An 18,936-nucleotide genomic window follows, 5' to 3' on the forward strand; every position below is an offset into this window, starting at 1 on the left:
TCACATGCGTCCCAGAACGGCCTGGCAGGCCATGGCTCAGCGGCCCCTGAGCTTTCTGACCTCCAGCTGGCCATGGCGCTCGCTGGCCTATCTGGCGACCGGTGTCGTGGTCGGCGCGGCTGCCGTGGCCGTCTTCGTCACCGGCCTCGCGGTGGGTCTGGTCCTGCTGGTGGTCCTGGTCGGTGTGGCCCCGCTCATGGGGGCCGTGCTGTCCTCGATATGCGTGGCGACCGTCGAACGGCGGCGGCTGCGCCTGGTCGACCTGGACCCGATGGCGGACCCGCACCGCCGGCCGGCGGAGCCGGGCCTGCGGGCCTGGGTCTCGACGCGGCTGCAGGAGCAGGTCACCTGGCGCGAGCTGCTTTTCACACTCATCTCCGCCGCGGCTCTGTGGTGGCTGGATCTGCTGGTGCTGATGTTCTGTTTCGGCCTGCCCGCGCTGCTGTTCACGTCGCTGCGGGACGGCTCGACCTGGCCATGGGCGGTCTTCGCGTCCCTCGTGCTGCTGGCCTCGCCGTACACCGTCACATCGTGGGCCGGCGCGCGAGCCGCGCTCGCCCGGACCTTCCTGGCTCCGCGGGACGCCGAACTCGGTGAGTCCCTGCGTAAGGTGCAGGCCTCGCGCATCCGGCTCATCGACTCCTTCGACGCCGAGCGCGGGCGCATCGAGCGGGACCTGCACGACGGGGCGCAGCAGCGGCTGGTGTCACTCGCAATGACGCTCGGACTGATGCGTCTCGACATCCCCGGCGGATCGCCGCTCGCGGCGCAGCTCACCGCGGCCGAGGAGCAACTGGCGGCGGCCCACCAGGAGTTGCGCAGTCTCGTCCGGGGGCTCCACCCGCCGGTGCTCGCCGACCACGGACTGGTCGCCGCCGTCCAGGACCACGCCGGCCGCTTCCCCATCCCGGTCGCGGTCGATCTCGAACTGCCGGGGCGGCTGCCGCGCCCCCTGGAGACCCATGTGTACTACCTGATCAACGAGGCCATGACGAACATCGCTCGGCACAGTGGCGCCACGCGTGCCGAGGTGCACGGCCGCTACCACTCGGACCTGCTGGTCCTGGAGATCACCGACGACGGCCGCGGCGGCGCGGATCCGGACGCCGGGAGCGGACTGACCGGGCTCGCGGACCGGCTGACCGCACTGGACGGCCGGATGCGGGTGTCCAGTCCGGTCGGCGGTCCGACCCTGCTGCACGTGGAGATCCCATGCCACTTCGCGTGATCGTCGCCGAGGACGCCGTGCTGCTGCGCGAGGGGCTCGTCGGCCTGTTGCAGCGGTTCGGCCACGAGACGCTCGCCGCCGTCGGTGACGCCGACGCCCTCGCCGAAGCCGTGCACCGCCACCGCCCGGACCTGGTCATCACCGATGTGCGGATGCCGCCGGGCAACGGCGACGACGGGCTGCGTACGGCTGTCGCCCTGCGGGAGGAGCGCGCCGGGCTGCCGGTGCTGGTGCTCAGCCAGTACGTCGAGCGGTCGTACGCCGTGCGGCTGCTCGACTCCTGCGGAGGTGCGGCGGTCGGCTATCTGCTGAAGGAACGGGTGGGCGCGGTCGCCGAGTTCATGACCGCCCTGGACCGGGTGGCGGCCGGCGGGACGGTGGTGGACCCCGAGGTGATCCACCAGCTCGTCCGGCTGCGCCCGGATCCGCTGGAGCGCCTCAGCGCCCGGGAGAAGGAGGTGCTCGGCCTCATGGCCGAGGGGCGCTCCAACGCCAACATGGCGGCTCACCTGTTCGTCAGCGAGGCCGCGGTGAACAAACACATCGGCAACATCTTCAGCAAGCTCGATCTCCCGGTGGACACGGACGGGCACCGCCGCGTCCTGGCGGTTCTGGCCTTTCTCCGCGCCTGAGCCGTCCGCTGCGCCGGGACCCGGCCCCGGTGTGCGCGGTGACCGGGCGCCCGACGGTGCGCGCGGCGATACGCTCGGCCGGACCCGGCCCGGGTCCCGCTGCGCGGCTGCTACGCGGCGAACGCGTCGACGCCCGTCAGCTCCGCCGACAGCTTCCACAGCCGGGCCGCCTGCTCGGGGTCGATCGCCCAGTCCTTGACGCCGGTGCGCTCGTCGCCCCGCGGTGCGCGTTCGGCGATGTCGCAGTCCTCCAGATAGACGCCCCCGAGCCCGTCCAGCTGCGGCGAGGTCGCCGCCCACACCTGGGTGGCCGCCCCCTGCGGCGGGGTCTTGAAGCCCTCGGGGTTGAGTGGGTTGCCCTCTTCGTCGATCCAGCCGCGCTCGATCATCTCCTCCCTGGGCAGGTGCCGTTGCAGCGGTGTGAGGATGCCGCCGGGGTGCAGGGCGAAGGCGCGGACGCCGGCGTCGCGGCCGAGCTTGTCGAGCTGAACGGCGAACAGGGCGTTGGCGGTCTTGGCCTGGCCGTAGGCCTCCCACTTGTCGTAGCTCCGCCGCCAGTGGACGTCGTCCCAGCGGACGCCGGAGAAGTGGTGGCCGCGGGAGGAGACGGAGACGACTCGGGCACCACCCGGTGCGATGGCGGGCCACAGACGGTTGACCAGGGCGAAGTGGCCGAGGTGGTTGGTGGCGAACTGGGCCTCCCAGCCGGGCCCCACGCGGGTCTCCGGGCACGCCATGATCCCGGCGCTGCCGATCACGATGTCGAGGGTCCGTCCCGACGCCAGGAACCGCTCGGCGAAGCCGCGCACGCTCTCCAGGTCGCCGAGGTCCAGCTCGTCCAGCTCCACGCCGGGGACGCCGGCCAGCGCCTGCTCGGCCGTGACGGGGCGGCGGGCGGGCGCGACGACGCGGGCGCCGGCCCTGACGAGCGAGCGGGTGGTCTCCAGACCGATGCCCGAATAGCCGCCGGTGACGAGGGCGAGCCTTCCCGTCAGGTCGATGCCCCGCAGGACGTCGTCGGCGGTGCTGGTGGCGCCGAAACCGGAACCGGTCTTGTGCTGTGCGGTGCTCATCTCCGAACGCTACGGATTCGAGTGCGCTCGAAGTCAAGCCCGGCACGGGCAACGGCTGATCTTCCCGTGGCGCGGCCCCCCGTAGATCCGGAAGGATGCGGCACGGCAGTCTGGTCCCGACGGAAAACGGAGCACACGATGACCTCTGCGGCCCCCCGCGACCTCGTCGTCACGCAGGCCACCCTCGCCGACTGGCCGGTGATCGCCGGGTGGGCGGCGGCGGAGGGCTGGAATCCCGGACTGTCCGACGGGCCGGCGTTCTTCGCGCAGGATCCCGGCGGGTTCTTCCTCGGCCGCATCGACGGCGAGCCGGTCTCGGCCATCTCCGTCGTGAACTACGGCGCGGACTACTCCTTCCTGGGCTGCTACCTGGTCCGCCCCGACCTGCGCGGCCACGGCCACGGCCTCACCACGTGGAAGACCGCCCTCGCCCATGCCGGTGAGCGCACCGTCGGACTGGACGGCGTCGTCGCCCAGCAGGACAACTACCGCCAGTCCGGGTTCGAACTCGCCTACCGCACCATCCGGTTCACCGGCGCCGCGCCGCAGGGCGAGACGCCCGCGGGGATCCGCCCGGCCGGTCCCGCGGACCTGGCCACGATCACCGCCTACGACAGCGCCCGCTACCCGGCCGACCGTCCGCGCTTCCTCTCCGAGTGGCTCACCGGCCCCGGCCACCAGGCCCTCGTCCGCTACGACGGCGCACGCCTCACCGGCTACGGCGTGCTCCGCCCCGGCCGGGACACCCTGCGCATCGGTCCCCTCTTCGCGGACACCGCCGACGACGCCCGCGCCCTCTTCGCCGCCCTCACGGCCGACGTCGCCGGACGCCAGGTCGCCATCGACGTGCCCGAGCCGAACGCGGCCGGCGTCGCGCTCGCCGAAGCGGCGGGATTCCAGGCCTCGTTCGAGACCGCCCGCATGTACACCGGCCCCGTCCGCCCGCACGCCCAGCACCACGTGTTCGGCGTCACCACCCTCGAACTGGGCTGACCTTCGGCACGTCGTGCCGGGCAGCACCGCGGCGCACCGTCGGGCACCGGCCCGCGCGGCCTCACGGGCGGGACGGCCGACGGCACGGCGCGGGAGCGCAAGCGGAGCGCTGGTGCACCGGCGCGGCCGGCGCCCCGGCCTGCGGGGTGTGGGTGTGCCGCCGGGCGGGGAAGGCGTACCTGCGGCCCGCCGCGACCGTCGCCAGCGCCAGGGTCACGGGTACCAGCGCGGTCCAGGGCAGGGCCCCGGCGCCCAGGACGTCCAGCGCCACCCCGCCGGTGAGCGAGCCGGCGGCGATGCCCGCGTTGTACACCGTCGTCTGCAACGAGGTCGCCACATCCGCCTCGGCCGGCCCCGACGCGTCCACCAGCGCGGTCTGGATCAGCGTCGGCGCCCCGCCGAAGGCCGCACCCCACAGGGCCACCGCCCCGACCAGCGGCACATGCGTCCGCGCGCCCAGGCCCAGCACCAGCAGCACCCCGGCCAGCAGGGCGAGCGCCGACAGCAGCGTCGCCCGCGGATGCCGGTCGACCAGCGTTCCGGTCACCCAGATCCCGGCCACCGTGGCCGTCCCGAAGACAGCGAGCAGGAGTCCCGTACGGCCGAACCCGGCATGCCGGGCGAACGGGGCGACGTAGGTGTACAGCGCCTGGTGCCCCAGCAACAGGAACAGGGTCACCGACAGCACGGGGCGGATGCCGGGGCGGAGCGCGACCCCGGTGAGCGGCACGCGCGCGTGCGGGGGTTCGCCGGGGAAGCCGGGCACCCGCAGTCGTATCCAGGCCACGAGCAGGACGGCGAGCACGGCCAGAGCGCCGAAGGCCGCCCGCCACCCCACCGCACCGGCGAGCGCGGTGCCGGCCGGCACGCCGAGCGACAGCGCCAGGGTGATCCCGGCGAGCACGATCGCGATGGCCCGCCCGCGCCGTTCGGCCGGCACCATCCGGGACGCGTAGCCCGCCAGCATCGCCCACAGCGTGCCGCCCATCGCGCCGGCCAGCAGCCGCGCCGCGAACGTGAGCGGATACGACGACGACAGCGCCACCAGAGCGTTGCTGACGGCGAAGCCGAACAGGGCACCGCACAGCACGGGCCGTCGGGGCAGCCCGCGCAGGGCCGAGGTGACCGGGACGGCGGCCAGGAAGGAGGCCGCCGCGTAGGCGGTGACGAGGAATCCGATCCGCGACTCGGCGACCCCGAGCGGGGGCGCCATCACGGGCAGCAGGCCCGCCGGCAGGAGTTCGGTGAGGACGGCGGTGAACGCGGCGCAGGACAGGGCCAGCAGCCCCGACCACGGCAGCGGGACGCCCTTGACCTGGGAAGACGTGGAGGACACGGTCATGCGACCATGGTCGGAGCCTGACATCAGTGTGAAGGTCAAGCGCGAACCGGGAGACAGGCATGCGGATCGGTGAGCTGTCGCGCCGCACGGGTGTCCCCACCCGGCTGCTGCGCTACTACGAGGAACAGGATCTCCTCCACCCCGAACGCGCCGACAACGGCTACCGCAGCTATCCCGAGTCCGCCGTCGCCGACGTCCAGCAGATCCGCGGCCTGCTGGACTCCGGGCTGACCACCGAGATGATCCGCGCGATCATGCCGTACCTCTCCGGCCCCGGCGTTCTGCACCCGCCCGCCGAGTGCGTGACGCCGCAGACGGCCGCCCTGCTCCAGGGGCACATCGAGCGCATCCAGTCCCGCATCGACTGTCTGTCCCGCAATCGCGACCGGCTCAGCGCCTATCTGGCCGCCGTGCGCCCGGACCCGCGGTAATTGCGTTGCCCCGCCGGAACGTCCCTGCTGAGCTGGTTGCATGGACCACTCCGCGGTGCTCGCCCGCTACGACCGTGACATGCGCGAGAACGCGACCCCCGACGGCCCCGGTGCCCGGATCGAACGGGCCGGCGCGGTCGTGCGTCAGGTCGCGGACGCGCACGGCTGGAACGGCGTGCTCTGGTCCGACCTGGACCCGGGGAGCGCGGACCGGGCGATCCAGGAGCAGATCGACCGCTTCACCGGCCTCGGCCGCGGCTTCGAGTGGAAGCTCTACGGCCATGACCGGCCCGGGGATCTCGGCGCCCGGCTGACCTCCGCCGGATTCCGGGCCGAACCCGAGGAGACCCTGCTGATCGGCGAGACGGGCCGGCTCGCCCTGGACGCCGAACCGCCCGCGGGCGTCCGCCTCGTACGGGTCACCGACCCGGCCGGCGTCGACCTCGTCGTGGATGTCCACGAGAAGGCCTTCGGTACCGACGGGACCGGGCTGCGACACCGGCTGCTCGCGCGCCTGGCCGCCGACCCCGGCACGCTCGTCGCCCTGGTCGCCCTCGCCGGCGACGAACCGGTCAGTGCCGCCCGGATGGAGCTGGTGCCCGGCACGCGGTTCGCCGGACTGTGGGGCGGCGGCACCGTGGAGGCCTGGCGGGGCCGGGGCGTCTACCGCGCCCTGGTCGCCCACCGGGCCCGCGTCGCCGCCGCCCACGGCTGCCGCTATCTGCAGGTCGACGCCTCAGCCCTGAGCCGCCCGATCCTGCAGCGCCTCGGCTTCCACGCGCTGAGCACCACGACCCCCTATCTCCACGGAAGGTGACGTCCGCGTCAGCGGTGTACCCGGGCCCGGTCCAGCGCGGCGATGCCCACCGCGGCCAGGGCGATCTGGATGAACCACTCGATCCAGTCGGGTCCCTTGGTGTTCGCGACCCCGAACCCGGCGGCGATGGCCGAGCCCAGCAGTGCGGCCACGATGCCGACGACGATGGTCCACAGCATGCCGATGTGCTGTCGCCCCGGGACGACGAGGCGTCCCAGCACACCGATGACGAGCCCGATGATGACGGCACTGATGATGCCCGAGATCTCCATGGCCACCCCTTTGGTGTTGTCTCTCGCTCACCATCTGCCCGCTGTAAGCGGACGCAGTCCGCTCCGGTTATTGCCGCGGCTTTCTGTTCACCGCCCCTTCATGCCATGTACCTTTCAACCAATCGACGCGTGTAGAACCCTCAAGCCGGCTCTACGCGCGCAGACTTGGCGCCGCACCGCCTCTCCCCACCCCTCATGGAGGTTCGCCGGATGTTCGGATCCAGGAGATCCCGCCGCAGACTCACCACCGCCCTGGCCGGATTCGGGCTGCTGCTCACCGGGGCAGCGGTCCAGCTCGGCAGCGGCACCGCCGCCCACGCGGCGACCACGCACCGCATCCTGTTCGACAACGCCCACGCCGAGACGGCCGGCAACGCCGACTGGATCGTCTCCACCAGCCAGCCCGACCCGCTCGGCCAGGACTCCTCCCCGTCGGCCGAGACGGACTGGACCGGCGCCCTGTCCTCCTGGGGCGTGGCACTGCAGAAGGCCGGCGACTACAGCCTGAAGACGCTGCCGTCCGGCTCCAGCCTCAGCTACGGCGGCTCCTCCTCGACCGACCTGTCGAACTTCGACACGCTGGTCCTGCCGGAGCCGAACACGCTGTTCACCAGCGCCGAGAAGACGGCGATCATGAACTTCGTCAAGAACGGCGGCGGTCTGTTCATGATCTCCGACCACACCGGAGCCGACCGCAACAACGACGGCGAGGACGCGGTCGAGATCCTCAACGACCTGATGACGAACAACAGCGTCGACTCCACCGACCCGTTCGGCTTCTCCATCGACTCGCTCGACGTCAAGTCCGGCTACCCGGCCGCGATCAGCGACAGCACCGACCCGGTCCTGCACGGCTCCTTCGGCACGGTCACCAAGAGCCTGATCGCCGACGGCACGACCGCCACCCTCAAGCCCGCCGACAACTCCTCCGCCAAGGGCCTGGTCTACCGCAGCGGCTACTCCGGCAACACCGGCGCCTTCTTCCTCACCAGCACCTTCGGCAGTGGCCGGGTCGCCTTCTGGGGCGACAGCTCCCCGGTCGACGACGGCACCGGCCAGTCCGGTAACACCCTGTACGACGGGTGGAACGACTCCGGCGCCACCAACGCCGCGCTCGCCCTCAACGCCACCGCCTGGCTGGCCGGTTCCGGCACCGGCAGCGGCGGCGGAGGCGGTGGCACCGGCAGCTGCACGGCCGCCCAGCTCCTCGGCAACAGCGGCTTCGAGTCGGGCAACGGCACATGGAGCGCCACCAGCGGGGTCATCACCAACTCCAGCGGCGAGTCGGCCCATTCGGGCTCGTACTACGCCTGGCTCGACGGCAACGGCACCGCCACCACCGACACCCTCTCCCAGTCGGTGACCATTCCGTCCGCCTGCTCCTCGGCGAAACTCAGCTTCTCTCTGCACGTCGACACGGCCGAGACCACGACCAGCACGGCCTACGACACCCTCAAGGTGCAGGTGCTGAACAGCTCCGGCACGGTCCTGGGCACCCTGGCGACGTACTCGAACCTCAACGCCGCCTCCGGTTACACCCAGCGCAGCTTCGACCTCAGCGGCTACGCGGGACAGACCGTCACCCTGAAGTTCACCGGCACCGAAGGTTCCAAGTACCAGACCTCGTTCGTCGTGGACGACACCGCGCTCGACGTCGGCTGAACCGGCCGGGGGCGGGCCGCCGGGCCCGCCCCCGCACCGTCATGACGCCGGCACCGTCCGCTCCGGGGTGTTCCATCCGGAGACCCGCACACGCGGTGCCGAGCCGTGCAGGCCGGCCGTGCGGTAGGTGGCGGTCAGGGTCACCGACTCGCCCGGCCACAGGCTCACCTGGTTGTCCGACCAGCGCACCGGCAGGACCGGCTTCCCCTGACCGTCCACCAGACGGACGTCCGTCAGCAGCGCCGGCGTCCTGCCGCCGCCCGTGTTCCGCAGGGTGACCGTCGTGGTCGAGGTACCGTCCGACGACTTCGTGGCGGCCGTCGCCGACACCGGCACCGGCGCCATCGAGCCGAGCCCCTTGAGATCGGCGTAGCCGGTCGTCGGCGTGTAGTACCAGGTGGTGCCGTTCCAGTCGAGGGTGTCGGGCCGGGTGGAGAGCCAGTACACGTTCCGGCTCACCTCCTTGCCGTCCGCGCCCGTCAGGACCAGGCGGAGCAGATACGTCGACGACAGTCCGCTCACCGAGGACGGCAGGGTGAGCGCGGTGCCGTGCGCCCCGTCGCCGTTCACGCCCACTCCGGTGACGGTCTTGTCGTACCGCTGCGTGCCGTCGGGGTCGAAGAGCGTGGCCCGTGCGGTGAGTCCGGTCGCCGCGGTGTGCCGGTGGTTGACGACGACCACCGAGCGGTCGTCGTAGGAGTACTGGACGTGCAGCGGCTCGTTCGCCTTCTTCGCGCCGAAATAGGCCCCGCCCTGGTCCAGGTAGCGGTCCGTCAGCTGCCAGTGCAGAGACGTCCAGCCACTGTTGAACATCCAGTGGATCACTCCGGTCGAGGGCTTGGCGGAGTCCGTGGCGTTGCGGTCGTACGCCTCGAACTGGGCCCGGACGTTCTCGTACTGGGCCAGCTGTGCCTTGCGCACGTAGTCGGCGAGGCTCGTGGGGGCGCCGTAGCGGCCGGTGAGTGCGGCGTCGTAGATCTTGAGCGTGCCGAAGACCGGGGACGGCGAGCGGTGGTACTGCTTGGCGTCCGGGTCCTTCCACAGGGTGTCCAGTTCGGCGGGGGTCATCATGCGGTGCAGGGTGTCGAGGGTGGGGATGCTCGGTCCCGCGCTGGTCTCGGAGTTGAAGCCGGTGGCCCCGCCCTCGCGTTTGGCGTACCAGTAGCCGGGCGGTACCCAGTCGTAGGGGCCGGTCATCTTCATGCCCGAACTGCCCAGCTGTGGTGAGGAGCGGTCGGAGGCGGAGGAGACGACCGGGGTGGGCCAGTCGGCCGCCTCCAACGCGTCCAGGTAGCTCTTCTCGATCGTCGCGTCGGGGGCGTAGTCGCTGCCGATCAGGAACGAGAGCACGCTCGGGTGGTCGCGGAGCCGGGCGGCCTCGGCGGCCATCGACGCCTTGGCGACCGGGTAGTCGGCGGCGGTCCACGGGTCGCCCGACTCGCCGCTCCCGTTGACCTGGCCCTCCCACTTGTCGCAGCACTCCCAGCCGGGAAGGGTGAGCACACCGTGGCGGTCGGCCAGGTCGAAGAACTCGTCCGGCTCCAGGTGCCCCTCCAGACGGATCGTGTTCAGCCCCATGTCCACGGCGTACTTCAGCCGGTCCTCGGCATAGGTGCGGTCCCAGCGCAGGAACTCGTCCGGCGACCAGCCGCCGCCCTTGACCAGCAGCCTGCGGCCGTTGATCCGGTACTGACGGGCGCCGTCGGCGTTCAGCGGCGCCTGGACGTCGCGGATGCCGAAGGTCTCGTGCGCGGTGTCCGAGGTCGTACCGGCGACGGACGCGGTGAGGTCGAGGCCGTACAGCGGCTGCCCGCCCATCCCGGCCGGCCACCACACCTTCGGCGAGGTGAGGCGCAGGCCCGGGGTGTCGGCGGGGGAGAAGACGACGGTCTTCGTCTGGTGGGCGGCGAGCGGGACCTGCCGGGTGAACGTCGTCGCGCCGATGCGTCCGGTGATCTCGGCGGTGACCGCGGCGCCGGTGTCGTTACGGGCCCGCGCCTTCACCGTCAGGTCCGCGGAGGCGAGCGACGGCACGGCCAGCCGGGTGACGACGTGCGCGTCGCGCAGCGCCACCGGGCCGCCCCGGCGCACCACGACGTCCCGGACGATGCCCATGTTCCGGTCGGCCGGCGGCTGCAGCCAGTCGATCCAGCCCATGGTGAGGTTCTTGTTCGGCTCGTTGGGCTGGACGCGGAAGGCGACCGTGTTGGTGCCGGGCCTGATCAGCGAGGTGACGTCCAGCTCGTGGTGCGGATAGGCGCCGGTGATGTCCGCGGCCTTCGCCACCTGGTGGCCGTTGACATAGACGTCGGCCGCCGAGATCACCCCGCTGAAGTCGAGGAACGTGCGCCGCGCGGTGTCCTCGACGGTGAAGTCGGAGCGGTACCACCAGGGGACCTGGAAGTCCGCTTTCGCCGCCTTCTGCTGGTTGGTGGAGAAGAACGGATCGGCGTACACGCCGTCGGCGAGCAGCGCGGCCATGACCGTCGAGCGGGGGCCTGCCGGGTACCAGTCCCGGGCGGGATAGCCGGGGGAGGAGACGGCCGCCGGTGAGTCGCTCACCTTCGCCGATGACTGGATGGCGTATCCCTGGAGCGGGGTGCCGGTGCCCGCCGCGGAGGGGACGCGGGTGGTCGGGGCGGACCCGTGCGACGGTGCCGGATGCCGGGCGCCGGCCCAGGCGCCGCTGGTCAGGGAGCCGAGCAGGCCGAGGACCAGCGCGCTGACGGCGTACCGGCGGGTGGGGGAGGGGCGAGGGAACATGGCAGAGCTCCGGCCTTGTAAAGTTAGGAAACTTTACTAACCCGGATCAAGCTAGGGTGCCGCGCGGGCCGTGTCAATGACCGTCGCCCCGGGCGGTGTTCGTGCGGTCAGCTTCCGGCCGTCCTGCGCTCGAACACCAGGTCGCGGGCCGTGTCCAGCGCCGTAGCGACCGCGCCGAGCAGGACCGCGTCCTCGCCCAGCCGGCTCGGCGCGATCCGCGGGCGCAGTGGGGTGAGGGTGCGTACGTGCTCCTGGACCGGGCGCAGCAGCAGGTCGACGCTGTGGCCGACGCCGCCGCCGAGCACCACCAGGTCCGGGTCGAGCACGGCGGCGGCCGCCGCCACGGTGTGCGCGATCCGCTCGCCCTCCAGCTCCACCGCCCGCGCGGCGGCCGGATGGCCCTGCCGGGCCGCGTCGAAGACCGTCTTCGCCGTGAGCTGCCCGCTCATCCCGAACTCCCGGGCGGCCTCCACCACGGCCACCCCGGACACCGCGTCCTCCAGCCGCTCCGGCTTCTGCCGGCCCGGCCAGGGCAGGAAGCCGATCTCGCCGGCCAGCCCGTGCGCCCCCGTGAACAGCCGCCCCTCGCTGACGACGCCCATGCCGAGGCCGGTGCCGATCAGGATGTACGCGAACAGCCGGCTGCCCGTGCCGACGCCGTAGGTGTACTCGCCGAGCGCGGCGAGATTGGCGTCGTTGTGCACCTCCAGCGGGACGCCCAGTTCTTCGCGCATCCGGTCGACCAGCCCCGCCCGCCCCCAGCCGGGCAGATGCATCGCGTACCGCACCCGCCGCTGTCGCGCGTCGTAGACGCCGGGCGTGCCGACCACACCGTGCACCACCTCGGCCGGGTCCACGCCCGAATTCGCGATCACCTGGCGGGCGGTGCCCACGACCAGGTCGGCCAGCGCGGCGGAAGCGCGGGCCCGGTTGCGTACGTCGGCCCGCGCGACGACCGTGCCGTCCAGGTCGACCACGGCCACCCGCAGCCAGCCCCGGCCGATGTCCACGCCGAGCGCGTACCCGGCGGCCGGGTCGGGGGCGTAGAGCACGGCGGTGCGTCCGCGCTCGGGGGCCTGCGTGCCCACCTCGTGCACCAGGCCGGCCGTCTCCAGGGAGGCCAGCGCGCTGGAGACCGTCGGCTTCGACAGGCCGGTCTCCCGGGCGAGTTGGGCGCGCGACGCGGCGCCGAGGGTGCGCAGACGGTCGAGCAGCAGCCGTTCGTTGGTGCTGCGCAGCCGCCGGCGGCTCCAGGGCTGCTCCGGCTGCTCTTCGACGTCGCTGGCGGTCATCGGACCATTCTCAGGTATTCCCGGCGCATACTTGACGCCCCTAGTAAGGCTCCTTAACTTTATCGGCCATCAGCCCGCCGGGTGCCGCCGAGGCCGCCCGTGGCGTCAGGAGTCCCCATGTCCGGTAGTCCCCCACCCACGGGTGGTTTCGTCCGCCGTGTCGGCCTGTTCCAGGCGACGGCCATCAACATGAGCCAGATGTGCGGCATCGGCCCGTTCGTCACGATCCCGCTGATGGTCGCCGCGTTCGGCGGCCCCCAGGCGGTCATCGGCTTCGTCGCGGGCGCCGTCCTCGCGCTGTGCGACGGACTGGTCTGGGCCGAGCTGGGCGCCTCGATGCCCGGGTCCGGCGGCAGCTACGTCTATCTCCGCCAGGCCTTCCAGTACCGCACAGGCCGGCTGATGCCGTTCCTGTTCGTGTGGACGGCGATGCTCTTCATCCCGCTGATCATGTCCACGGGCGTCGTCGGCTTCGTGCAGTACCTGGGCTATCTGGCCCCGGATCTCGGGCGGACGGCGGGCGATCTGATCGGCCTCGGCGTCATCGCCCTGGTCGTTCTCCTGCTGTGGCGCGGCATCGAGCACATCGCCCGGATCACCGCCGTGATGTGGGCCGTGATGATCGCCGCGGTGCTCCTGGTGATCGTCGCCGCGGCCACCGACTTCAGTCCGCACCTGGCCTTCACCTACCCGGCGCGCGCCTTCGCCCTGACGAGCGGCCACTTCTGGCTCGGCTTCGCCGCGGGCCTGACCATCGGCATCTACGACTACCTCGGCTACAACACCACCGCGTACATGGGCGCCGAGATCAAGGACCCCGGCCGCACCCTGCCGCGCTCGATCCTCTTCTCCATCCTCGGCATCATGGCGATCTACCTGCTGCTGCAGATCGGCACCCTCGGCGTCGTGGACTGGCGCCGGATGACCGACCCGCACGACATCGCCTCCACCTCGGTCGCCGCGGCGGTGCTGGAGAAGACCTGGGGCAGGGGCGCCGCCGACACGGTCACCGTGCTGATCCTGGTCACGGCCTTCGCCTCGGTCTTCACCGGCCTGCTCGGCGGCTCCCGGGTGCCCTACGACGCCGCCCGCGACCGCGTCTTCTTCCGGCCGTACGAGAAGCTGCACCCCAGGCACCGCTTCCCGACGCTCGGCCTTGCGACCATGGGCGTGATCACCGCGGTCGGCTTCCTGATCGGCCGCCACACCGACCTGGCGACCCTGATCCAGTTGCTGACCACGGTCATGGTGATCGTCCAGGCGCTGGCCCAGATCGTGGCGCTGAGCGTGCTGCGCCGGCGTCAGCCGGACCTGCGCCGCCCGTACCGCATGTGGCTCTACCCCCTGCCGAGCGCCCTCGCGTTCGCCGGCTGGTGCGTGATCTACGGCTACGCCGACAAGAACTCCCCGGGCCGCCACCCCGTCGAATGGTCCCTGGCCTGGCTGGCCCTCGGCGGCGTGGCCTTCGTCGTCTGGGCGTGGCGGGAGAAGGTGTGGCCGTTCGGCGCGAGGGAGATCGCCGAGGAGTACAAGGCCCTGGAGATGGGCTAGGTCACGGCGCGCCCGCTGGTGGGTGCCGGGCCGCTGGACGGGTACGGCGGAGGCCGGTCCGCCCGTGCGGACCGGCCTCACCTTCTGCGTGTCTTCCTTCCCTCGTGCCTCCGGTTACGCCCTGGGGGAGCTCTTCATCGCCGTACCGGCGCACACGAGTCCGAGTACGAGCGCGAGTGCGCCGATGATGATGTTGTTGATGATCACGCCCGCGTCCGGGCCGCTGCCCACGATCCACGGGGCGATGATCAGCCAGATGCCCATGGCGCACATGGCCCAGCTGAGGCCGTACATCCGCTCGGGGGCACGGGTGAATCCCAGTGCGAGCAGCCCTATGGCGATCCCCATGATCAGGTTGTGCGTCATGAGGGCGGGCTGGCTCACCGTGTAGTGCACTATCCACGGAGATGCCGCGCAGTAGAGCCCGAGCAGGAAGACCGGCCCGTCCACGAGCGCCACATCACGACCGCCGAGCATGCGGGCGTAGCGTTCCCGCATTTCGGAGACATCGGGGTGGGTCGTCATATCACCCCTGTGCAGGTTGGCCATGACTCGTCTCCTTTGACTTAGCAGGCCAGACCGCGTCTGGTGCGGTGTGCGGATATCACCGCATGTTCCCAGTTTGCTCTTATTTATTCTTTATGTGTAGCTCCGTGTCGGTCTTTGACCGGGCTCGCCGGAAGCGGGCCAGGCCGTCGGCGAGGTCGACGACGGGGTCCGGGTACGCGCCGATGCCCACCCGGTCCGCTCCCCGCAGCTTCCACGGCTCGTGCACCGCGGCCCCGGGGGCGCCGGCCAGCTCGGGCACCCAGCGCCGGACGTACGCACCCTCGGGATCGTGCCGCCTTCCCTGGGCGACGGGGTTGAGCACGCGGTTCGGCCGGGTGTCCGTGCCGGTGCCCGCCACCCACTGCCAGTTCAGCTGGTTGTTGGCCAGGTCGCCGTCCACCAGCAGGTCCAGGAAGTGGCGGGCCCCGACGCGCCAGTCGACGTACAGGGTCTTGGTCAGGAAGCTCGCCGCCAGCAGGCGCCCCCGGTTGTGCATCCAGCCCTCGTACCGCAGTTGGCGCATCGCCGCGTCGATCACCGGATAGCCGGTACGTCCCTGCCGCCAGGCCTCGGCGTCCTCCTCGGCCGACCGGCCGGAGCGCCAGTGGTCGTGCCGGGTGCGGTAGTCGGCGGCGGCCACCGCGGGACGCGCGGCCAGCACCTGACGGTGGAAGTCCCGCCAGGCGAGCTGCCGGACGAACGCCTCCGCGCCCGGACCCCCCGCCCTGCGCGCCCGGTGGACGAGTTCGGCCGGGGACAGCGTGCCGAAGTGCAGGTGCGGGGAGAGCCGCGAGGTCGCGTCGCCGGCCAGGTCGTCATGCCGCTCCTCGTACGCGGCGAGGCCCGAGCGGAGCCAGGAGGCGAGCCGTTTCCTGGCCACCACCTCCCCGCCGGCGGCCAGCCCTGCCGACACCCCCGGCAACGCGTCACGGGACGGAAGACGCTCGGATCCCACGCCGTCCGGGACCGAGAGCGAGCGCGGCGCGCCCAGCGGGTCGCGCGGCCGCTGTGCCGACCAGCGGCGGAAGTACGGCGTGAAGACGGCGAAATGGTCGGAGGAGGCCGGCGTCAGCGCGCCGGGCGCCACCACCGTGGTCACCGTGTCGTGCACGTGCAGCCGCCGCCCGTCCGCCTCCAGGGCGCGCCGCAGCCGCTCTTCCCGCAGATGGGCGTAGGCGCTCACGTCGGCCGCCAGGTGCACCTCGTCGGCGTCCGCCGCCGCGGCCACCCGGCACACCTCCTCGACGACCTCGCCGGAGCGCAGCACCAGCCGCCCGCCACGCTCGCGCAGCCCCGCGTCCAGGTCCCGCAGGCAGTCGGCGAGGAACGCCAGCCGGTTGGGCACCGCGAAGCCGGCGTCGGCCACACCGCGGTCGCGCACGAACAGCGGGACCACCTGGCGGCCGCCCGCCGACGCGGCTCGCAGGGGTGGGTGGTCGTGCAGGCGCAGGTCGGCGGTGAACAGGACGACCGAGGTGTTCATGGCGCGACTCCGAGGGCGCGGGCGGCGGGGCGGGGCAGGCGAGAGGGACCGGACGATCAGGAGTACTCCGGTACCGGATGGCATGCCGGCACCGACACGGGGCAGCCGCAGAAGTACAGGATGTACGTTCCGTCCGGCTGCCGACCTCGGAGGTGACCGACCGTCATGAATGCGAAGGTGCTGGAGCGGTTCCCCGCCGGAGCCCCCCGCGGATCGTGGCCCGCGGAGGAGTACGCGGCCGCGCGCCGCGCCGAGGGCGAGCGGGTGACCGTGGTGATGGACCTGAAGTCCGACGCGTTCCTCGTCGTGGCCCAGCCCCGGGACGACGACGGCCGCTCCTGAACGCCTGACGGAGGAGTCGTCGCCCCGGGCACGGCGGTCGCCGTGGAGCCCGGCGTGTCAGGGCGCCGTCGGCTCCCCCGCCCGGCGTACGAACTCGGCGTGCGGATCCCCGGCCGCCTGCGGCACCGACTCGGCGTGCAGATCCCGGCCGCCTGCGGCGCCGACTCCGCGTACCGGCGCTGGAGCATGAGCAGTACCCGGGTGGTGCCGTCCGCGATCGGCCGGAAGAGGCTGCTCGCCCATCTCCGCGCCGTCGGCCGAGCACGAGGGCGCCGGCGAACGGCCGGACAGCAGCGTGGTGCGCCGACCACCTCCACCTGGGTGACCGGATGCGCGGCCCGCAACGCGCGCGGCACGGGGATCAGCAGCGGCACCCTCGCCGCGTTCACCGTGCCGCCCCGCACCAGCGGGCTGTCCGGTGCCGCTCGCCGGCCGCCGACCGCAACCGGTCCACCGCCTCCAGCACGCTCACGATGTGCGGCAGCAGCTCCCCACCCGCCGCGCGCATCGCGCGCCCGACGCCTGCGCTCCAGCAGCCCTGTCACGGCCGCGAGGTATACCGGCTGTTCCGTCCGAACCGCCGCAGCATGCGCCGCGCCGCGACTGTGGACGCATCCCAGGCGGCACGGTGTCCGCCGCCTCGGCCCAGGTGCCGTTCGCGAGTTGATCAACCGCCCTGGCAGACTGCGGGTTCATGACACGGAAGCCGAACGACGCGTCCAGTGCGGTCACTTGGGGTCTGCTGGCCGCATGGGCGGTGCATGACACCGAGGAAGTGGTGATGGTGCCGCGCTGGGTGCGCACCCATGTGCCGGAGCTGCGCAAGAGGTTCCCCCGGGTGCCGGAGACGGTGTGGCGGCGGCTGGAGGCCGTGGACACCCGGGAGTTCAGCACCGCGGTCGCCGCGATGGCGGTGGTGCTGGCCGCAGCGGCGGCCGACGGGCATCGGACCGGCGGCCGCTCGGCCGTGTACCAGACGGCGCTCAACGCCTTCGGTCTGCACGGCCTGGTCCATCTGGCCCAGGCGGCCACCCTGCGCGGCTACACCCCGGGCTCCGCGACCACGCCCCTGGTGGTCCTGCCCTTCACCGTGTGGGCCCGTGGCCGACTGCGCCGCTCCGGCGTCCTGCGCCCCACCCGGCCTCGCCAGCTGGCCGAGGGCCTCGCCTTCGCCGCGGCGGCCGCGGCCGGCACCCACGCACTGGCCCAGGGCGTCCTGCGCAGACGATGACGACGGGTACCCGGCTCCGGCAGCGTCGGCGCCCGCGGCCGCGTCGGGGTGACGGCAAGGCCCCCGCTGTCGGACGGCTCCGTCCCCCGCGAACACACCGAGGACGGACCGCGGGACTCCGGCCCGGGCCCCCGATTCGGGCACCGAGGGCGGCCGCGGCCGCGCCGGCGCCGACCGCGGGCCGTGGTGGTGTCCCCGGTGGCGGGAAGTCCCGGGTTCAGGTGGCTGCCAGGGCGTGCAGGTGCGCCGTTCGTGACTCGGTCGTCTGGCCCTGTACCAGCAGGAACAGTGCCTCGCGGGCCAGGCGCTGGGCACGGCTCGTCAGGGACATCGCCCGGCCGCCGCCGGCCACCACCGCCGCGGTGGTGGCCGTCCGCAGCACCTCGTACGCCTCCGCCCGCACCGCCAGCCGCTCCGTGACCCGCTCCAGCGGCGCCGGACGGTCGGCCAGGGCGTAGGCGCGGCGGCGCACATCGGCGAGCCGGGCCGCGAGCGGCGCGGCCGTCTCCGGGGCCAGCAGGGACAGCGCGGCCTCCGCCACGCCGAAGACCGCCGGGGTGGCGTTCAGCGTCCTGGCCCGGTCCCCGGGCGCCCAGTGCTCGTACGGCGCGCGCAGGGCCACCGCCTCCTCGGGCAGCCACAGCCCGTCCAGCTCCAGCGACACCGTGCGCGCGGCCGTCAGCGCCGCGAGGCGCATCGGCTCCGACGCCCGCAGCCCCGCCTGCTCGCGCGCCTCCGCGAACGCGAACAGCACCTCGTCCGCCTCGGTCACCCCGGCGAGCAGCATCACGTCGTTCAGACCCCACCCCGTGTACCAGGGCACGGTCCCGTCGAAGCGCCAGCCGCCCCCCTCCCGCCGGACGCGCACCGGGACGCGACGCGGATACGACCGCAGATGCGCGTACGCCACCCCGGACAGCAGCTCCCCCCGTGCCAGCGGGCCCAGCAACCGTTCCCGGACCGGGAGCCCGCTCTGGGCCAGGGTCTGCACCGGAGTGTGGTGCTGGGTCTGCACGAACCACGTCGAACAGCAGGCCCCGGACAGGATCTCCGCGATCCGGCGGACCACGTCCGGCGGCGCGCCCGAGCCGCCGTACGCGACCGGGGCGCCCGCTCCCAGCAGCCCCGACCGTTTCACCGCCTCGATGTGGCTGACCGGCACGCCCTCCTGGTCGACGCGCTCGGCCTCGGGGATCAGCAGGTCCGTGGCGAGCCGGCGGGCGCGGTCGAGGAGCGGATGCGCGGTGGTGGCCGTCATGCGGGGAATTCTGTCCA

17 protein-coding genes and 1 pseudogene are annotated in these 18,936 nt (G+C 72.7%); 9 read left to right on the top strand and 9 right to left on the bottom strand.

The genetic code is table 11. The features are described 5' to 3' along the window. Positions 1-4: 4 nt before the first annotated feature. Together IE244_RS23125 and IE244_RS23130 are read left to right on the top strand one after the other, a co-directional pair. Positions 5-1,228: a sensor histidine kinase gene (locus IE244_RS23125; protein WP_229854290.1), complete on the top strand. Its 1,224-nt coding sequence runs from the start codon at positions 5-7 to the stop codon at positions 1,226-1,228. Further along, the gene (locus IE244_RS23130) at positions 1,213-1,860 is read left to right on the top strand and encodes a response regulator (protein WP_191875467.1); all 648 of its coding nucleotides are present in this window, start codon (positions 1,213-1,215) and stop codon (positions 1,858-1,860) included. Before IE244_RS23125 ends, IE244_RS23130 begins: the two co-directional genes overlap by 16 nt. A 110-nt stretch (positions 1,861-1,970) precedes the next feature. Here the strand turns inward: IE244_RS23130 and IE244_RS23135 are convergent, their stop codons facing one another. After that, the gene (locus IE244_RS23135) at positions 1,971-2,933 is read right to left on the bottom strand and encodes an SDR family NAD(P)-dependent oxidoreductase (protein ID WP_191875468.1); all 963 of its coding nucleotides are present in this window, start codon (positions 2,931-2,933) and stop codon (positions 1,971-1,973) included. A gap of 138 nt (positions 2,934-3,071) precedes the next feature. Here IE244_RS23135 and IE244_RS23140 point away from each other — a divergent pair, with 138 nt between their 5' ends. Then, a complete protein-coding gene (locus tag IE244_RS23140; RefSeq protein WP_191875469.1) occupies positions 3,072-3,926 on the top strand; it encodes a GNAT family N-acetyltransferase in 855 nt (284 codons plus the stop codon). 61 nt (positions 3,927-3,987) lie between these two features. Here IE244_RS23140 and IE244_RS23145 read toward each other — a convergent pair whose 3' ends face one another. Further along, entirely contained in the window at positions 3,988-5,268 is a 1,281-nt protein-coding gene (locus IE244_RS23145; protein ID WP_191875470.1) for an MFS transporter, read from the bottom strand. A gap of 59 nt (positions 5,269-5,327) precedes the next feature. On the opposite strand from IE244_RS23145, the gene IE244_RS23150 reads away from it, so the two are divergent. Next, the gene (locus IE244_RS23150; RefSeq protein WP_191875471.1) at positions 5,328-5,699 is read left to right on the top strand and encodes a MerR family transcriptional regulator; all 372 of its coding nucleotides are present in this window, start codon (positions 5,328-5,330) and stop codon (positions 5,697-5,699) included. Positions 5,700-5,739: 40 nt separating this feature from the next. Then, positions 5,740-6,516, top strand: coding sequence for a GNAT family N-acetyltransferase (locus IE244_RS23155; protein WP_191875472.1), 777 nt, complete (start codon positions 5,740-5,742; stop codon positions 6,514-6,516). A gap of 8 nt (positions 6,517-6,524) precedes the next feature. Here IE244_RS23155 and IE244_RS23160 read toward each other — a convergent pair whose 3' ends face one another. Continuing rightward, positions 6,525-6,788, bottom strand: a complete 264-nt coding sequence (locus IE244_RS23160; RefSeq protein ID WP_191875473.1) for a GlsB/YeaQ/YmgE family stress response membrane protein — start codon at positions 6,786-6,788, stop codon at positions 6,525-6,527. Positions 6,789-6,998: 210 nt separating this feature from the next. On the opposite strand from IE244_RS23160, the gene IE244_RS23165 reads away from it, so the two are divergent. After that, positions 6,999-8,450, top strand: coding sequence for a M6 family metallopeptidase (locus IE244_RS23165; RefSeq protein WP_191875474.1), 1,452 nt, complete (start codon positions 6,999-7,001; stop codon positions 8,448-8,450). A gap of 39 nt (positions 8,451-8,489) precedes the next feature. Here IE244_RS23165 and IE244_RS23170 read toward each other — a convergent pair whose 3' ends face one another. Both IE244_RS23170 and IE244_RS23175 read right to left on the bottom strand, forming a co-directional pair. Beyond that, entirely contained in the window at positions 8,490-11,213 is a 2,724-nt protein-coding gene (locus IE244_RS23170) for a glycoside hydrolase family 2 protein (protein ID WP_191875475.1), read from the bottom strand. Between the two features lie 107 nt (positions 11,214-11,320). Further along, the gene (locus IE244_RS23175; protein WP_191875476.1) at positions 11,321-12,505 is read right to left on the bottom strand and encodes an ROK family transcriptional regulator; all 1,185 of its coding nucleotides are present in this window, start codon (positions 12,503-12,505) and stop codon (positions 11,321-11,323) included. Between the two features lie 117 nt (positions 12,506-12,622). Between IE244_RS23175 and IE244_RS23180 the strand changes: the two genes are divergently transcribed. Further along, positions 12,623-14,056, top strand: a complete 1,434-nt coding sequence (locus tag IE244_RS23180) for an APC family permease (RefSeq protein WP_191875477.1) — start codon at positions 12,623-12,625, stop codon at positions 14,054-14,056. Positions 14,057-14,170: 114 nt separating this feature from the next. Here the strand turns inward: IE244_RS23180 and IE244_RS23185 are convergent, their stop codons facing one another. Then, the gene (locus IE244_RS23185; RefSeq protein ID WP_191875478.1) at positions 14,171-14,605 is read right to left on the bottom strand and encodes an SPW repeat protein; all 435 of its coding nucleotides are present in this window, start codon (positions 14,603-14,605) and stop codon (positions 14,171-14,173) included. 79 nt (positions 14,606-14,684) lie between these two features. Next, positions 14,685-16,088, bottom strand: coding sequence for a cryptochrome/photolyase family protein (locus IE244_RS23190; RefSeq protein ID WP_191875479.1), 1,404 nt, complete (start codon positions 16,086-16,088; stop codon positions 14,685-14,687). Between the two features lie 165 nt (positions 16,089-16,253). Between IE244_RS23190 and IE244_RS23195 the strand changes: the two genes are divergently transcribed. Continuing rightward, complete coding sequence (locus IE244_RS23195; protein ID WP_191875480.1) at positions 16,254-16,430, top strand: DUF8839 family protein; 177 nt, start codon at positions 16,254-16,256, stop codon at positions 16,428-16,430. 299 nt (positions 16,431-16,729) lie between these two features. Here IE244_RS23195 and IE244_RS23200 read toward each other — a convergent pair. Next, positions 16,730-16,975 (bottom strand): annotated as a pseudogene (locus IE244_RS23200) (LysR family transcriptional regulator); the annotation flags it as partial. A gap of 149 nt (positions 16,976-17,124) precedes the next feature. Between IE244_RS23200 and IE244_RS23205 the strand changes: the two are divergent. Further along, complete coding sequence (locus IE244_RS23205) at positions 17,125-17,661, top strand: HXXEE domain-containing protein (RefSeq protein WP_191875481.1); 537 nt, start codon at positions 17,125-17,127, stop codon at positions 17,659-17,661. 217 nt (positions 17,662-17,878) lie between these two features. On the opposite strand, the gene IE244_RS23210 is transcribed toward IE244_RS23205, so the two are convergent. After that, complete coding sequence (locus IE244_RS23210; RefSeq protein WP_191875482.1) at positions 17,879-18,919, bottom strand: acyl-CoA dehydrogenase family protein; 1,041 nt, start codon at positions 18,917-18,919, stop codon at positions 17,879-17,881. Positions 18,920-18,936 lie beyond the last annotated feature (17 nt).

This window comes from Streptomyces filipinensis (genome assembly GCF_014649495.1).
GTDB classification, from domain to species: Bacteria; Actinomycetota; Actinomycetes; order Streptomycetales; family Streptomycetaceae; genus Streptomyces; species Streptomyces filipinensis.

Coding starts and splice junctions, on each gene's coding strand:
- IE244_RS23125 (WP_229854290.1), top strand. CDS start 5: ATGCGTCCCAGAACGGCCTGGCAGGCCATGGCTCAGCGGCCCCTGAGC.
- IE244_RS23130 (WP_191875467.1), top strand. CDS start 1,213: ATGCCACTTCGCGTGATCGTCGCCGAGGACGCCGTGCTGCTGCGCGAG.
- IE244_RS23135 (WP_191875468.1), bottom strand. CDS start 2,933: ATGAGCACCGCACAGCACAAGACCGGTTCCGGTTTCGGCGCCACCAGC.
- IE244_RS23140 (WP_191875469.1), top strand. CDS start 3,072: ATGACCTCTGCGGCCCCCCGCGACCTCGTCGTCACGCAGGCCACCCTC.
- IE244_RS23145 (WP_191875470.1), bottom strand. CDS start 5,268: ATGACCGTGTCCTCCACGTCTTCCCAGGTCAAGGGCGTCCCGCTGCCG.
- IE244_RS23150 (WP_191875471.1), top strand. CDS start 5,328: ATGCGGATCGGTGAGCTGTCGCGCCGCACGGGTGTCCCCACCCGGCTG.
- IE244_RS23155 (WP_191875472.1), top strand. CDS start 5,740: ATGGACCACTCCGCGGTGCTCGCCCGCTACGACCGTGACATGCGCGAG.
- IE244_RS23160 (WP_191875473.1), bottom strand. CDS start 6,788: ATGGAGATCTCGGGCATCATCAGTGCCGTCATCATCGGGCTCGTCATC.
- IE244_RS23165 (WP_191875474.1), top strand. CDS start 6,999: ATGTTCGGATCCAGGAGATCCCGCCGCAGACTCACCACCGCCCTGGCC.
- IE244_RS23170 (WP_191875475.1), bottom strand. CDS start 11,213: ATGTTCCCTCGCCCCTCCCCCACCCGCCGGTACGCCGTCAGCGCGCTG.
- IE244_RS23175 (WP_191875476.1), bottom strand. CDS start 12,505: ATGACCGCCAGCGACGTCGAAGAGCAGCCGGAGCAGCCCTGGAGCCGC.
- IE244_RS23180 (WP_191875477.1), top strand. CDS start 12,623: ATGTCCGGTAGTCCCCCACCCACGGGTGGTTTCGTCCGCCGTGTCGGC.
- IE244_RS23185 (WP_191875478.1), bottom strand. CDS start 14,605: ATGGCCAACCTGCACAGGGGTGATATGACGACCCACCCCGATGTCTCC.
- IE244_RS23190 (WP_191875479.1), bottom strand. CDS start 16,088: ATGAACACCTCGGTCGTCCTGTTCACCGCCGACCTGCGCCTGCACGAC.
- IE244_RS23195 (WP_191875480.1), top strand. CDS start 16,254: ATGAATGCGAAGGTGCTGGAGCGGTTCCCCGCCGGAGCCCCCCGCGGA.
- IE244_RS23205 (WP_191875481.1), top strand. CDS start 17,125: ATGACACGGAAGCCGAACGACGCGTCCAGTGCGGTCACTTGGGGTCTG.
- IE244_RS23210 (WP_191875482.1), bottom strand. CDS start 18,919: ATGACGGCCACCACCGCGCATCCGCTCCTCGACCGCGCCCGCCGGCTC.